11 protein-coding genes are annotated in these 15,966 nt (G+C 41.7%); 3 read left to right on the top strand and 8 right to left on the bottom strand.

The genetic code is table 11. The features are described from left to right. Positions 1-19: 19 nt before the first annotated feature. Together K7X70_RS07310 and K7X70_RS07315 are read right to left on the bottom strand one after the other, a co-directional pair. Positions 20-3,886, bottom strand: coding sequence for a TIM-barrel domain-containing protein (locus K7X70_RS07310; protein WP_222536418.1), 3,867 nt, complete (start codon positions 3,884-3,886; stop codon positions 20-22). Between the two features lie 456 nt (positions 3,887-4,342). Continuing rightward, entirely contained in the window at positions 4,343-6,802 is a 2,460-nt protein-coding gene (locus K7X70_RS07315) for a YfhO family protein (RefSeq protein ID WP_222536419.1), read from the bottom strand. Positions 6,803-6,984: 182 nt separating this feature from the next. On the opposite strand from K7X70_RS07315, the gene K7X70_RS07320 reads away from it, so the two are divergent. After that, positions 6,985-7,539 (top strand): NADPH-dependent FMN reductase, encoded by a 555-nt coding sequence (locus K7X70_RS07320; protein ID WP_222536420.1) that lies wholly within the window; start codon positions 6,985-6,987, stop codon positions 7,537-7,539. Positions 7,540-7,541: 2 nt separating this feature from the next. On the opposite strand, the gene K7X70_RS07325 is transcribed toward K7X70_RS07320, so the two are convergent. Further along, positions 7,542-8,276 carry a DUF92 domain-containing protein gene (locus tag K7X70_RS07325; protein WP_255606957.1) on the bottom strand — a complete coding sequence of 245 codons (735 nt, stop codon included), beginning with the start codon at positions 8,274-8,276 and terminating at the stop codon, positions 7,542-7,544. A 5-nt stretch (positions 8,277-8,281) separates the two neighbouring features. Further along, the gene (locus K7X70_RS07330; RefSeq protein WP_255606958.1) at positions 8,282-9,163 is read right to left on the bottom strand and encodes a helix-turn-helix domain-containing protein; all 882 of its coding nucleotides are present in this window, start codon (positions 9,161-9,163) and stop codon (positions 8,282-8,284) included. A gap of 178 nt (positions 9,164-9,341) precedes the next feature. Here K7X70_RS07330 and hxlB point away from each other — a divergent pair, with 178 nt between their 5' ends. Then, positions 9,342-9,932 (top strand): 6-phospho-3-hexuloisomerase, encoded by a 591-nt coding sequence (gene hxlB / locus K7X70_RS07335; RefSeq protein ID WP_222536421.1) that lies wholly within the window; start codon positions 9,342-9,344, stop codon positions 9,930-9,932. An 87-nt stretch (positions 9,933-10,019) separates the two neighbouring features. After that, positions 10,020-10,652: a 3-hexulose-6-phosphate synthase gene (gene hxlA / locus K7X70_RS07340; RefSeq protein ID WP_222536422.1), complete on the top strand. Its 633-nt coding sequence runs from the start codon at positions 10,020-10,022 to the stop codon at positions 10,650-10,652. A 136-nt stretch (positions 10,653-10,788) separates the two neighbouring features. Here the strand turns inward: hxlA and K7X70_RS07345 are convergent, their stop codons facing one another. Genes K7X70_RS07345 through K7X70_RS07360 form a run of 4 tightly spaced genes read right to left on the bottom strand, consistent with a single transcriptional unit; the run spans position 10,789 to position 15,946 of the window. Further along, complete coding sequence (locus tag K7X70_RS07345) at positions 10,789-12,135, bottom strand: anaerobic C4-dicarboxylate transporter family protein (RefSeq protein ID WP_222536423.1); 1,347 nt, start codon at positions 12,133-12,135, stop codon at positions 10,789-10,791. Further along, positions 12,132-13,541: an aspartate ammonia-lyase gene (gene aspA, locus K7X70_RS07350; protein WP_222536424.1), complete on the bottom strand. Its 1,410-nt coding sequence runs from the start codon at positions 13,539-13,541 to the stop codon at positions 12,132-12,134. The genes K7X70_RS07345 and aspA overlap by 4 nt, the downstream gene beginning before the upstream one ends. Before the next feature lie 57 nt (positions 13,542-13,598). Beyond that, positions 13,599-14,645 (bottom strand): type II asparaginase, encoded by a 1,047-nt coding sequence (locus tag K7X70_RS07355; protein WP_222536425.1) that lies wholly within the window; start codon positions 14,643-14,645, stop codon positions 13,599-13,601. Positions 14,646-14,680: 35 nt separating this feature from the next. Then, positions 14,681-15,946, bottom strand: a complete 1,266-nt coding sequence (locus K7X70_RS07360) for a DcaP family trimeric outer membrane transporter (protein ID WP_222536426.1) — start codon at positions 15,944-15,946, stop codon at positions 14,681-14,683. Positions 15,947-15,966: the final 20 nt, after the last annotated feature.

A 15,966-nucleotide genomic window follows, 5' to 3' on the forward strand; every position in this document is an offset into this window, starting at 1 on the left:
TGTTTATGAAATCAACAGCTTAAAAAGTAACGCTGTTCAAGTTTTTATCAACCAAAATACCATCAATGGCTTTCAGGTCAAATTTCACTTTACGTTTGGCTTTCAGCTTGATGATAAACAAGTCTGTACTACCATTTAAAGCTTCCTTCTGACCTAAGTTCACAAAGGTCGGATAAAGGGCTTTTTTACCGTTGGTATGCAGCCTGTCGTAAGTCATGTTTTCCATTTGCTTCACATTGGTTGGCTGGATGCTCACAAATTCGAAATCAGCAGCATTATATGGCAAGGCAAAACTTAAGGCATTCACAGATTTAAGGTTGGTACCTTTTACTTTAACCTCGATGATTTCATCTTTATTATAGCTTGGTTTAGCTGCACTGATGCTCAGTTTACCTGCAACCTGATCAATTTTACGATCATTTACACCACCGTCAATTCTGGTCGCCACTAATGAAATGTCATAAGCATCAATCAGACCGTTTTTGTTGATGTCACCGTTACTAATATAACCTTCGAAATCACCATCACCTTGTCTTAAACCAGTATAATTCATATACGAAGTCAGGTCATTTCTATCAATCAGACGGTCGTTGTTGATGTCTCCAGGTAAGTAACTTTCTGTTCCAGGAACTTTGAATACGTATAATTCTCTACCAGAACCAAAACCACCAACACCTTCAGTTACTGCCATTTTTAGGTAACGAGCAGATGGGTGTGTAGGGAAGTTAAATACCTTCACTTCATCTGTGTTCGCCCATGTAAAATTACCTGCCGGAGTCCAGTTTTCTCTGTCATTGCTAAAGAATACCTGACCTTTCAGGATGATGCCATTTCCTCTTCCTGAACGAGGAAGGTAATGGAATTTATCCAGTTGGTTGATGGTTTTTAAGTCCATCACCATTTCAAATGGCAGTGCATTTACGCCCCATTTCGTATGCCAGGTATTGCCTTCATCAAAGTCGAACAACTGCTCGATTTCTGATCCTTCCTGATCCGCGGCTGTCGATTTAGCTACGATACCTTGAATTGCGAATTCTAAAGGGTTAGACTTGGTGGTTGCGTTAAATGCGGTCCAGTCAGACTGTCCATCTTTATTTACCGCACGCAGTTTAAATTCGTATGGAGTCTCCGCAGTTAAGCCATCAAATAACAATGAAGTGTCTTTGATGGTGGTATAATGCATATCATTGAAGTCAATCTCATAGTAATCTGCATGCTCCACTTTAGACCAGGTAGGCTTTAACGTATAAGCTTCTTTATTCTTATCAGTCACCACAGCATTCACAGGAGCAGTTAATGCGCCTGTAGAGATGCGCAATTGATCTACTGGCTCATATTTGAAGCCTTCAATCGTTGCCACAACCGGATTTGCCGTAATGTCTGTAGCACTTACTTTAATCAGCACCTGTGGATTTTTTATGATCGCTACCTTTTCAAAATCAGTTCCTTTAGTCGCAAATTTATTTAAGTTTGGAGCTGCATCATAGAAATATACATTCTCTTTACTTAAGAAGTCAGCCATCGAAGTTACTTCAGTTAACTTGATTTTATTCTGGCCTACTTTTACCAATACCTTCTTAGGTTTTTGAGAAACGTTGATTCTAAGTTCTGTCGTTTTCGTTTTTACGAAACCATCGAAGTCACCTGTGACAGGGTGGATCGTCACGATCGCACGGTTCTTTTTGTCTACTTCCGACTCAATTAAGCTGGAAGTACCTTTACCCAGTTTGTATTGTTCCGTAGTTCCATCATCATCGTATTCTGTAAATGAGCTTTTTCCAGCAGGATAAATCTCATAAATACGGTTTCCTTTATTGATTTCCGTAACGTTGTTGTTCGGGTTGGTCAAAGGAATAATGGCGCCATTCTTTACGAATACTGGCAGTTTCCAGATTGGCGCTGCAAAGCTGTTGATGATGCTATTTCCTGCATACTTCTCTCCAGAGAAATAATCAATCCATGAACCTTCAGGTAAGTAAATGCCATTGCGAATGTCATTGCCTTTCTCATCAGATTTTGTAGCCTGATAAATTGGAGCGATTAAGAAATTCGGACCGTATAAAAACTGGTATTGTGTGGCCTTACCTTGAGTATAAGCATTCGGATATTCGAGGAACATTGCTCTGATCATCGGTAATCCTGTTACTGCTGTTCTTGCAATGCTGTAAGCATAAGGCATCAATTCCGATTTCAGCTTTAAATAGTTGCGGTTAATCGAAGTAGCCGGCTCACCTAAGGCATGCGGATACTTTTCATTTGATCCCCAGCCATCCATGTTCAATTGCATTGGCGTAAAGGTTTTCCATTGGAAGTCCCTGATGTTCACCGCCATATTTTTACCGCCAAAAATACCGTCCACATCGGAAGTAATGTTCGGCTGTCCTGACAATCCAGCACCTAAATATGTAGGGATATGGAAACGAATGTATTCCCAAACACCGCCAGTCTGGTCACCGGACCAGATGCCTGCATAACGCTGTGTACCTGCCCAGCCATCTAAAGAGATGATGAAAGGTCTGGCGTCATTGCCATATTTGCTCATGATCTGGGCGACATCAGCCACCCCATTCAGTCCGAAGGAATATCCTGCACCAACCCAGGCTACGTCTGTTTTCAGTACGCGTACACCAGCTTCTTTTACTTCCTTTAAAATGTCTCTTTGCAATAAGGCACTCACTTCTGGTTTAGGGTGAAGGTCTGATTGTGTCCATAAGCCAATCTCCACACCGTTTTTGCGGGCGTAATCGCCTAAACTTTTCAGGTTTTGAATGTTACCGTCTAAAGTTTCTGTCTGGCCGTATCCAGCACCATAACCATCATTTGGAAGCAGCCATCCAAAAGGCATGTCGTTCTTTTTGTAACGATCGATTACCGCACGTGCAGAAAACTGGTAGTTGTTTTTTTCTCCGTTTAAGGATTCTTTGATGCCACCATTGTCTTTCTGGCTCTCTTTATAGTGCTTGCCATCTTCAAACAGCATTCCTTTTTCATCTGCTTTCCAGAAATCACGGTTATAAGCATTTAAATGCCCCTGGTAAAAACCGAATTTCGGTAACAATACTGGATTACCAGTCAGCTGATAGAAGTCGTTTAAAAGCGGAACTGCGCCATCGCCTGCCATCAAAAACACATCCAGGTAGTCGGTATCATGTGATAACTTTACAGTACCTTTTACTTTGGCACCGAAGTCATATTTGCCTTTTTTGAAGGTATGCCATAAAAGGCCATAACCGTTCGAAGACCAGTAATAAGGCGTAGGGGAGGCTACTCCGCCATCCGTCCAGCTGTTCTGGTTTTCTATAGCAATCGCCTTTCCTTTATGAGAAAAACGACCATTCTGTACCCCACCACCGTAGAAATATTCTTTAGGGTTTTCTTTAAAGGTTAGTACTACTTCATTCTTCTCAAAACGAACAGGAGCTGCTTCTTCCAGAACCACCGCATTGGTCCCCAGGTTTACAATTTTTAACAGGCTTGTGTTTTTGTCTATTTGTACCGAAATCTTGTCGGTAGCAATCGTAATCAGGTTGTTTTCGTCTTTCAGGTCTAGCTTTGCAACTGGCCTTCTTGGATTTTCTACCAGGATTTTTGCCTCAGGCTTGGCTACCGGGTCTCTCATCACACCACCAGCATTGTCCTGGAAAAGTCTGAAAATATGATCCCCGTAGAAATCTAAAGTCAAACGTTGGTTGTCAGAAAATAACACCTCAATCACAGTCGGACTCACCTTCCGCGCACTGATGATTTTATGTTCTTTCTGTAGCACCTGTTGAAAGGTATGGGTTAGTGGTACTGCTCCGGCATTGAGTTGGGAAATCAGTAATGGGAAAGCTAAGGCGAGCAAAGCTGTGTTTTGAGGTTTAGAACTCCAAAATGTTTTCTTCATAATGTGTGTTATAAATCTTCCCGGACAAATACTAAGAACAAAACCTAAATTGTTCAGTCAGGCATTCTCCCGGAAGTTTTAGTTGAAGCCGCCAATATAGAAATTATCTATTGGTTTTTGCTTTTGAAAAATTGTATTATTTTTAGGTATAAATTAGGAAATTGGCAATAGGAAGGTAGTTTTTTGAATAGAAAGGTGAGGGATGCTACACAATTTTAGTGAAATGGTTAATAGTAAAACGTTTTTTGAACGCTGCTAAACAGTGGCAAGAAGATAGGTTGATCTGGAATGAAATTTAACGAGGAACTGAAGTAAAAGTAGGGAAGATTTGAATATAAATGAATCAAAGCTTAATTCGATTCATGTGCCTCAATTTCCAGGCACACGAATCGAAAAGAATTACCCCTATCTAAATGAAAGATAACCACCGGATAGAAGGAGAGGTATCGAAATTAATTAAATGGCTTTACGGTCTTTATACCCTAAATATCCTGCAAACAGCAAACCTGCAATTAACAGGATAGAAGCGATCAGTGAAATGAGCTCTCCGGTGTAATAGGAATTCGGATGAAATACAAATGCAATCTGATGTTTTCCTGCCGGAATATGTGCAGCCCTTAACAGGTAATTCGCACGAAAATAAGGTTGCTCCACCTCATCAATGAACATTTTCCAGCCTTTGTTATAATAGATTTCTGAAAAAACAGCGAGGTTAGGCTGTGTGGAATTACTCTCATACACCATGCGGTCTGGAAAATAACTAGTCAGTTTTATCGTTCCTGATGCTGCGGAATTACCCAGCTGTTGCGCTTTAACCAATGCTTTGTATTGATCATCGATCACCACCGTTTCTTTAGGTGCAAAAGTGCCAATCACTTCCATTTCCTGATCTGCATTACGTACATACTGGATCTTATTGACAAACCAGGCATGACCACAGGCATTCGGATTCAATTCCGCAATCAGCTTTGGAGAATTCGGATCGGTGTGGATCAGGTATTTTGTATTCATCATTCCCAGGATATTCAGGTTGATGTTATTCTTGAAATGACTTTCAATCACCTCATCAAAACGCTTCAAACGAACAGCCGAATAACCACCAATTGACTTGTGGAAATAAGGGGTGGTGGCATCATTCATAATGCTTTGCGTCAAATCCAATACTTTGAAATTTGGATCTTTATCCTGGTCTATAAATCGGTCTACTTCCCTAAGCTGAGGCTTTTCTGTATCCTGTTTCGCCATAAAACTCTCGGTATTTAAATACCTTTTATCGACACCCCATAGATCAAATAACACTAGGAATAGAAAAGCAATGGAGAGTAAGTTGGCATTCAGCTTTCCTTTTAGGTTAGCCCAAATTCCTGCAAATGCAATTAAAATCAACAAGCAAGACCTCATGGCGTCCGACTGTGCCGCTGCTTTTCTATCGGCTATAATTGCATTACCAATGGAGTTTGCAGTGGCCTGATCTAGCTTAAGTGCTTCAGTAAACTGTGCAACTACTGCTTCATGGTCGCTGCTTTTGAAAGAAAGTAATACATCAGGGAGAACCACCATCACTAAAGAAAGTCCGAAAGTGAGGTAAAAAGCCAGCTTCAATTGCTTAAAAAGTTCCGGCTTATCTGTGCGGACAAATAATTCGTTTACCGCCAGTACAGCCAATATTGGGAAGCACAATCCCGCTACCGCAAGGATGGATTCCACCGCTCTGAATTTGTTATAGAAGGGTACATAGTAAAAGAACAGATCGGAAATTAAGGGCAGGTTTTTTCCAAAGGACAGAAACATCGTCAAGACCACTACGCCCAATAACCACCACTTGATCCGGTGTTTGACAATCAGTAAACCCAAGACAAATAGAAAACAAATGACGGCACCAAAATAAAAGGAACCTTCCGTAAAAGGCTTTTCTCCCCAATAAAAAGGCATCAATGATTTGGAAAGGTAATCAGCTTCATCAGCATTGGCCCCGATGTCTGTTAACGTTTTTAGCACATGGGTATGCTGTACGGCATTCCCTCTGGAACTGCCGCCATAAGCATTTGGAACTAGAAAAGTGATGCATTCTTCTACACCCTGACTCCATTGATAGGCATATTCTCTGGATAATCCGGTACTCGTTTTCGCTGTTTTCTGAGTCAGGTTGGCATGTCCTCTGATGGTTTCCGCACTGTACTCATACGTACTCCATAGCGAGGAAGTATTGACAGCGATCGCGAGTAATCCCGCAATAAGCGCAAACCCTGAAGCCTTAAAAAAGTCTTTAGTTTGTTTTGATTTTATAGCATGATACGCTTCTACCCCAACAAAAATCAGGATGGCCAGGAATAGGTAATAAGTCATCTGGAGGTGATTGGCGCGGATTTCTAAAGCGAGAAATAGGGCTGTTATGGCCGCACCATAAATATATTTACCCCTGAAAACGAGTATGATTCCCGCCAGAACAGGCGCAAAGAAAGAAATGGCAGCAACCTGATTCGCATGTCCGGCACCAAATAAGATGATGTTATAGGAAGAAAAAGTGAAGGCAATAGCACCTGCTGCGGCAAGCCAGGGATTCAGTTTAAGGACACAAAAGAGAAAGTAACTGCCTAATAGCAACACCATCACTGTGCCTACCGGCTGTGGAAAGGAGTAGTTGACCACCTTTATCAGCCAGGTGGTGATGTTGTTAGGGTAGGGTGCCCAGATTTGAAAAGCAGGCATTCCCCCATGGATCTGATTGGTCCATAAAATCGTTTCCCCCTTTTCACGGTAATGGTTGATTTCCGTGGTCGTAGATTGTGCCCTGGTCACATCATTTTGTCCAAGCGTCTTTCCAAAGAATACGGGATTAAAATATAAAAAGGTGATTCCAAAGAAAAGTACAATGACCATCAGATGTTGGCCATTTCGCTTAAACCAATTATTCATAGTTGTTAAAAATTTCCCTAAATATATAAAAACTAGGCACGATGAAGGCTAACCAAATTTTACGAATGTAAATGAAGCCGCAGGACAGAAAGCCCGGTAATGAAGAAGACAGGCGACGCAGTAATTAATTTTTTTTCCGTCCAATTGGCCGATACGTTTGTTGTAGAGTAAAAGAAAAAAATATGTATCAGCTTAAAGTAATTGTCGCCAGTACCAGACCAGGAAGAAAAGGACCCGCTATTGCCAAATGGTTTATGGATTTACTCCATGAACAGTCCGATTTTGAAGTCGAACTCATCGATCTTAAAGAAGTAAATCTGCCATTTATGGATGAACCGGAACATCCTAGCCTACAGCAATATCAACACGACCATACTAAAGCATGGAGTAAGAAGATTGCAGCAGCCGATGCCTTTGTTTTCGTGACGCCGGAATACAATTTTGGATATCCCGCAACCCTAAAAAATGCACTGGATTTCCTGTATCAGGAATGGATGTATAAACCGGTCGGCTTTGTAAGTTATGGCGGTATTGCCGGTGGGACCAGGTCTGTTCAAATGCTGAAGCAAGTAGTCACGGCCTTAAAAATGGTTCCTATCGTAGAAGCTGTTCACCTTCCTTTTTTTACGAATTTCATCAATGATAAAGAACAGTTTATTGGCGATGAAGGACATTTGCGTATGGCACAGGGACTATTAAAGGAGTTGGTATGGTGGACGAAAAAATTGGAGAAATGAAATTAGACGGAAATAGGAAATATCAGGTAAAGCAATAGACCGGCAATCGCCGCAAATAGGGTGTTTAGAAAATTAACACCGTTGTTGCCGATTAATTTTTTGCGTTCCAGCATAGCGCCAAGCAGGGAGTCTGTTAAGTTTCCCAAGATCCCTGCAATCGCGATAATGATTGCTGCCTGCCCAAATCCTGCATAGATCAGAGCGATGATTCCAGCACCAAGAGCGCCGATTAAGGTGCCTTCAAAACTGATTACGCCATCCAAGCCTTTTGCTTCTCTTTTCAAACTGAGAACATTGAAGAACCGGCTGCCATAAAGGGTACCCAGTTCAGAAGACAGCGTGTCGGCAAGGGCAGAGGACAGACTTGCGGCCATCATTAACAGGTAATAGCTGCTGTTTTCAGGATTTAGCAGACATAGTATGGCGGTTAGGCCGGCAACACCGCCATTTGCAAGTACCTGCGAGGTATCCCTGCTTGTTTTTTCTCCTTCAGCAGACTGGATCTTGAGTTTCTCCGCCTTTTTATGTGAAGTAGCGAGGACGCTTAAAACAAAAAATGTCGTTAGCATCGATATTCCTTTTAAACCTGAGGCTAATGCAACTAGAAAGCCTAATATCGTAGCCGTTAGCGCAGCAAATAAGGTCAGTTTCCTGATTTTCACGCAAACTACCATGAGTACCGTTAATAGGAACAATACGATTTGCAGTAAAGGATAATTAAGAATAGGCGTCATCATCTGTATTATACCAGCGTATTAAACTTAACTTTAATGTGTTCTTTTGCTTGTTTCTGAAACTCTTCTGGCGTTTGTCCGGTTTGTTTCTTGAAAAATCGGCTGAAGTATGGCCTATCTGAAAAGCCCAGTTCGTAAGCGATCTCTTTGATCGTAATTTCGCTGTGAATGATACTTCTTTTAGCTTCCAGAATAATCCGGTCATGGATCAGTTGCATCCCTGTTTTATCGAGCTTCTCTTTTAAAATCTGGTTCAGGCGCTTAGAACTGATCCCCAGTTTTCCGGCGTAAAAATCAGTATTGCGCACCTGCTGGTAATTGCTTTCCAGTAGCATCAAAAACTCGTAAACCCGCTTTTGATGAATATCCTGACTTGTGAAATCATGTTCTTTTACCTGAATCAATTTCAATAGAAAAACCTTAAGCAAGGCTTTTACCATGGTGATACTATGGTTCGCATATTCCTTTTCGAGCAAACTAAATATCCCGGAAAGCTCAGCTGCGGCAGTTTCATTTAACCGCAGACAAGAAAATTCGCCCTGCACATTGAAAATCTTAAAGAGGTCTAAAAGAAACTCTTTGTCTTCCTCTTCCAGCATGTCTCTTTTGAAAGAAATCAATTCCCCATTCTTTCCAGCTTTGTTCAACTGATGCACACGGTATGGAGGAATCAGGTAAATCCAATCTCCTTTAGCATCAAGATCCGTATCCTTCAAAGCATGTAAAGCATCTTCATTCTTTAACCAGACAATCTCGAAAAAGTCTTTCCGTCCAGGATCATTTAGATAACTAGGTGGACAATTGCCCAGATTACGAATATAGATCAGTGATTTCTCCAAGCCCGCCGGTAATTCAACATTCATCATGGTATAAAGATAAGGACTCTTCATTTAGGGGATTGGACGATTTGGAAATTATGGTGGACTATTCGGAAATACCTTAATTTTTGTGGCTTAACGATGACTTTTTAAGTCCAAGGTTTCCTGATTGTCCCATATAATGCGCTGATAGTGTAACCGGAAGCGAAAAAACCGAACCTACCTTTACAGCAGATTAAAAATAGGAGCAATGGAATTCGGTACAACAACAGATAAACAACTGGCAAAAGAACTGCGCAGCAACCTGGAAATGATACTCATGGAAAACACCTGGTTGTTAAAACAGATAGATTTTAATGAAGTAGCAGCTTTAGCGAATGCTATTAAAACCGCAAACAGCATCTTTATTATTGCTGCCGGACGTTCTGGTTTTGCCATGAGATCTGCAGCAATGCGTTTAATGCACCTGGGACTAAATGCCCATTTTGTTGGGGAAACAACTACTCCCGCCATTAAACAAGGTGATTTGTTGATCGCAGCATCTGGATCTGGTACCACCAGCTCCATTGTGAAAGCTGCAGAAAAAGCCAAATCAGTAGGAGCTATGGTTGTCGCACTTTCTACGCAGTCACAATCGCTGTTGTCCAATATCGCTGATCAATTGATTCTCATCCCAGCTGCGGAAAAAGAAGACCATGAGGGCAGTCGCTCGAGACAATATGCAGGCAGTTTGTTTGAGCAGTTCCTGTTGCTATTAACAGATGCTATTTTCCAGTCTTTATGGAAACTGGAGGATACACCAAATGCAGAACTCTGGACCAGACACGCAAACCTGGAATAACCGGCAGAAATAGCTGAAAAACCCAATAACCCTGAACAATACTTCGGGGAATCACACGAATTAAATCATTTTTTATAAAATATCATTATGGCAAAATTACAAGTAGCAATCGATTTATTAACGACAGAAGAAGCATTGGCATTGGCGGCAAAAGTTGCCCCTTATGTAGATATTATTGAACTGGGAACTCCACTGATTAAAAACATGGGCGCAGCAGTAATCACTGCAATGAAAAACGCACACCCAGATAAATTGGTTTTCGCAGATATGAAAACAGCAGATGCTGGTGAATTAGAAGCAGAAATTGCATTTAAAGCAGGTGCCGATTTAGTAACTGTAATGGGTGCTGTTGGTGATGCCACCATTATCGGTGCAGTGAAAGCAGCAAAAGCACACGGAAAAGGGATTGTTGTAGATACCATCGGTTATCCTGACCGCGTGAGACGTGCACAGGAAGTGACTAAATTAGGTGTGGAATTCGTAGAACTTCATGCAGGATTAGACGAACAATGGACGCCAGGATATTCTATCCAGGTATTGATCGACGAAACAGCAAGAGTAGGCGTACCCGTTTCTGTAGCAGGTGGGGTGAACCTTAACAATGTTGCCGCAGTAGTGAAAGCCGGTGCAGCAGTAATCGTTGCAGGTGCAGCAATCTATGGCGCAGAAGATCCAGCAGCAGCAGCAAAAGCAATGCGTGCAGCAATTGACGCAGCATAATTGAAATGAAGAGCTAACAATCGCTGAGAAAAAAGGATGGTCATGCTGTTTGAACACACTGATTTAAGTTCAGTAAGTAACAATGACAAAGCCCCCAGAATTTTGGGGGCTTTGTGATATATAAGCTTTTTCAGGACTAAAATAAAATCCCTGTCAGCACAAAACCGACAATAATTGCTGTAGATAAGGCCACTAGGCCTGGTACCATAAAACTGTGGTTCAGCACATATTTTCCAATCTTCGTACTCCCTGTTCTGTCAAAATCTATGGCAGCAACAAGGGTAGGGTAGCCTGGCAGCAGGAAATCGCCATTAACGGCAGGAAACATTGCAATTAAATGCGGATTCACAATTCCTAAGGCAAGCCCCATCGGCATAATCGTTCTGGTAGTAGCCGCCTGACTAAAAGTCAAAGCTCCCATAATGAACAAGGCAAAAGCGAAAGTCCATGGGTAAACAGAAACAATGTCTTTGAAAGTATGTGCTATGACGGCCTCATTTGCCGCCATGAAAGTAGCGCTCATCCACACCACTCCCAGTACAGAAACCACTGCAGTAGCCATAGAAGTAAACAAACTCATTTTTACCACTTTTGCTGCTGAGGTTTTAGTGATTAGCATGATCATCGCAGAAGCAGTTAAAGTGATCATAATGATTAAACTGGTCAGGCTGATCGAACCATCTGTATTTACGCTGAAACTCTTTGCGCCGCCAACATGGGGAACCAAAGCAGGGAAAGCACCAAATAAAATGATCAGCAGAATTGCCAGTCCAAATATCCCAACGGCAATTTTAGCGCCTGGAGGAGCTTGATAATGACTTTCTCCACCACTGGTGTCTGTAGGATCCATGGAACGTGCAAATTCTGGATCTTTCATTTTCTCCAGAAATATCGGATCCTTGTCCAACTCTAAACCTTTCTTACGCACCACTAAAATGCTGACCAATATTCCAATAATTGAAGCAGGAATACAAATTTTCATGATGTCTATCGATGCCGAAGAATACGCAAGTATTGCTACTAATGATGCAGTAGCCGCACTCATTGGACTCCCCGTAATCGCCAGGTGAGAGGCAATCACAGAAACTGATAATGGTCTTTCTGGTCTGATTCTTTGCTTGGCAGCTACCTCAGCAATGATCGGTAAAAGAGAATACACGATATGTGCAGTTCCCGCAAACAGACAAAGGAAATAAGTGGTGAACGGCGCAATAAAAGTAATCTGACTAGGGTTTTTCCTAATGATTTTCTCGGCAATACTGACCAGATAGTCTAAACCACCAGCCGCCTGTAATGTGGCAGCGGTGGTGACAATGGCAAGAATAATCAGCAATACGGCAACAGGAGGTTCGGCCGGTGTCATCTTAAACACCAGCACGAAAATCATTAAACCTACCATTCCCATCACCCCGAGCCCAATACCTTTCATTTGTGACCCGATCAGGATCATGGCTAGTAATATACCGAGCTGTACGAATATCATTGTGAGATGAATTTAGGATTGATCAGGTTATCAATGGAATAAACCTCATCCCATTTCGCCTGGGTAATCAGTTTTCTGTCGGTCACCACAATCTCGTAAATAGATTTACCGGTTTTAAGCGCTTCTTTAGCAATAGAAGCACATTCTTCATAGCCTAGAATTGGATTCAGCTGAGTGACAATACCAATACTTTGCATCACCATATTCTTACAGTGTTCTTCATTCGCGGTAATGCCCAGCACACATTTATTTTTTAACGTCAGACAAGCTTTTGTCAGGTATTGCAAGGAAGTGAACAAGGCCATTCCAATTACTGGTTCCATTACATTTAATTGCAACTGACCGGCTTCAGCAGCCATAGTAACCGTTAAATCGGCACCAATCACATAGAAACAGGTCTGGTTCATCAGCTCGGGAATTACCGGATTAACTTTTCCTGGCATGATCGACGAGCCCGGCTGCATTGGAGGAAGGTTGATATCATTGAAACCGCATCTTGGTCCGCTGCTCAACAACCTTAAATCATTACAAATCTTGCTCAATTTGATGGCATTACGCTTTAACGTACCGCTCAGTTGTACTAAAGCGCCAGTATCATAAGTAGCCTCAATTAAATCTGCGGCAAGCACTACCGGAACTTTACTGATTTCTGCTAAGTATTTTACGCATAAAGCAGAGTAACCTTCTGGTGCATTTACACCAGTACCAATAGCAGTGGCACCCATATTTACTTCTGTAATCAATAATGCCGCTTCTTTAATTCGCAATACATCTTCTCCTAAAGTAGTAGCAAAGGCATTGAACTCCTGGCCTAAGGTCATCGGAACTGCATCCTGCAACTGGGTTCTTCCCATTTTCAGGACATCTTTGAACTCTTTCCCCTTGAAGAAAAATGCTTCCTGTAATTCTTCTAAAGCCAATGCGAAAGAGTTGATCTTTAGATAAACAGCAATTCTAAATGCTGTTGGATAAGCATCATTGGTACTTTGAGAAAGGTTCACATCATTATTTGGATGTAAATGAATGTACTCTCCTTTTTTATGTCCTAAATACTCCAGGCCAAGGTTTGCAATCACCTCATTTGCATTCATATTGGTAGAAGTACCCGCACCGCCCTGAATCAAATCGCTGATAAATTGATCGGTAAACTCACCGGCAATTAAACGGTCGCAGGCATAAGCAATGGCTTCTGCCTTTTTAGGATCTAGAATTCCAAGATCTCTATTGGCTAATGCTGCTGCTTTTTTAACGTGACCAAAAGCCTGGATAAAAAGAGGTTCACTGCCAATAGGAATTCCAGTGATGTCGAAATTCTCTTTTGCGCGCATCGTTTGAACGCCATAATAACAATCGTTGCTGATTTCTTTTTCCCCTAAAAAGTCGTGTTCAATTCGAAAAGTTGCCATAATAGTATAAAATTAAGTAGTATGTTTTTTGATAGTTAAATTCTGTTTATAAATGGATTAGTATTGCAAAAAGTATTTCTGGAGTTCTGCAGTTTTATGTGTTTTTGTTAAGCCCAGCATCAATAAAATCCTTGCTTTTTGAGGGTTCAGATCATCAGAAACGATAGTTCCCAATTCCTTGTCGTCCACTTCTCCATCTTCTACCACACGACCAGAGACGCACCTGCTCCCGCGACAAACGGCAATACCATCGCCCACTGCCTTTTTAACCGCTGCGGTGAAGGCTTTAGAGAAATTCCCATTCCCAACACCAGCAATTACAATCCCCGAAACTTTATCTTTGATCATCACATCAAGGATGGCAGGAGAGGCATCAGTATACATATAAGCGATCTCTACTTTAGGAAAGGTCGTGTTTTTATCGACTGTAAAAGGAGCAATATGCGGCGTACGACGATCCGAAGTTTTATAGAATTCTACTTTTCCGTCGAATACCTGTCCAATCGGACCGCTGTTCGGAGAACCAAAAGCATTCACTTTCGTAGTACTCAATTTAGTCACATCTCTGGAGCTGAAAATTGATTCGTTGAAAGAAACCAGTACCCCACGGTTCTTGCTTTTTGGATTTGCAGCAACAGTAATGGCATCAAAAAGATTCTTAGGACCATCTGCACTGATGGCTGTAGAAGCACGCATGGCACCAGTTAATACAACAGGATTGTCTGAGGAAATCACCAAGTCCAGAAAATAAGCAGTTTCTTCCTGCGTATCCGTTCCATGGGTAATCACTACACCTTCCGCTTCATTTTTACTAAAGATTTCATTGATTCTAATCGCTAGTTTTTTCCAGATATCCAGACTCATGTCCTGACTGCCTACTGAAGAAATTTGTTCACCACTCACATCCGCAACTTCTTTGATGGAAGGAATAGAACCAATTAATGCCGAAACCGGGATTTTACCCGCAGTATATCCTGCACGATCTGCGGAAGCGCCCTCTCCGGCAATGGTTCCACCGGTAGCCAGTATGATGATTCTTGGTTTTTGGCCATAAGCTATTTGCAGCAACAGGACCATGACTAAAAGGGAGAGTAGTTTTTTCATAATTGTAGATTTATAAGTAGTGTAGATTGATGCTTTTAAAAATTGTATAACATGCCAAAGTTGATGCGCAGGGCATCCTTTCCTTTTTTCATGCCTTGATCCAGATGAAGCTCTTTATAGCCAATTTGAGGCTCAAAACCCACCATTAGATTGTCAAGTATATTGTAGGAAAGGTTGAGGGTGAAGTGGTAATTGGTCATTTCATTCCATGGACTTGCAGTAGCTTCTGCTCCAGAAAAATGGTTGTAGGAAGCAATCACCATCGTATGGAATTTTGGCGTCCAGAAACGTTGATAAGAGATGAAACCAGAGTGCACATTCAAAAGATCTAATTCTCCCAATTTGTTCTCATTGGCAAAACCATCTAATCCAGAACCTCCAACTGCCAGAAAATAATCTGAAATGCCTTTTCCAACATTAAATTGTGCCTGTAAGTTGTTCACCAAGCCAGATTTCTTATTGAAAAAGATACTGGCCATTGCAGTTAGGCCATAGCCATTTGCTGATTTGAATTTATAATCCTTAGTATCGTCCAAACCATCGACCACGTTTTTTGAATCGTAACCGATGTTTCTATAGATTCCGGCAACTTTTAAGAAGCCGCCATTGTCGTAATCGTATCTTAGGGCACCAATCGCGTCCGGCATTCTTCTTGGTGCATAATCTACGCCGAGGTTTTCGCTGGTGGTATAGTCGAACAAACGGCGGGGTTCCATCTGTTCTACAGCAACTTCATATCCAGCTCTGCCTTTTTCACTGAATTTGTTTCTATAGTTCAACTGGATTCTTCTGCTCAATACCATTCCGGTAGGACCATCCCAATCCAGTAAACTTGCCGGCCACAGATCTGGATCGCCAAAGGTCGACCAATTCTGTCCTAAGGTGAAATTGTTGTATTTAATCCAGGCATGACGCAAGCGGAATAGGGAAGTACGGTTTGGTCCACCTTCAAAATCACCTTCCAGCATAGAGCTAATTTCTTTTCCGTTTTTCAATTGAGTAGTAGTTTTGAAACGAAGCTGACTTTGGCGCATATCCACCCAGAATGCAGGTTTATTTTTACCATAAACATCATTCTCATGGATCAGAAAAGAGCTGTTTCCATGGAGGTTACCAGTGATGTCGTAAATGCCATTTAGTTTTAGCCTGCCAATCAGCGCAGAGCTGACTCTGGGTTTACCATTTAACGAATCTTTACTGTCATATTTAATCAGCTGCGCATGCGCTGGGTTCGTAAGAAACGAACAGCCTGCAAGCAGTAATCCAACAGTAATTTTGACTTTTGTAGAGGTTGTATTCATAGGGATGATTTAGCGGGAGA

Source organism: Pedobacter polysacchareus (genome assembly GCF_019802255.1).
Taxonomy (GTDB): domain Bacteria; phylum Bacteroidota; class Bacteroidia; order Sphingobacteriales; family Sphingobacteriaceae; genus Pedobacter; species Pedobacter polysacchareus.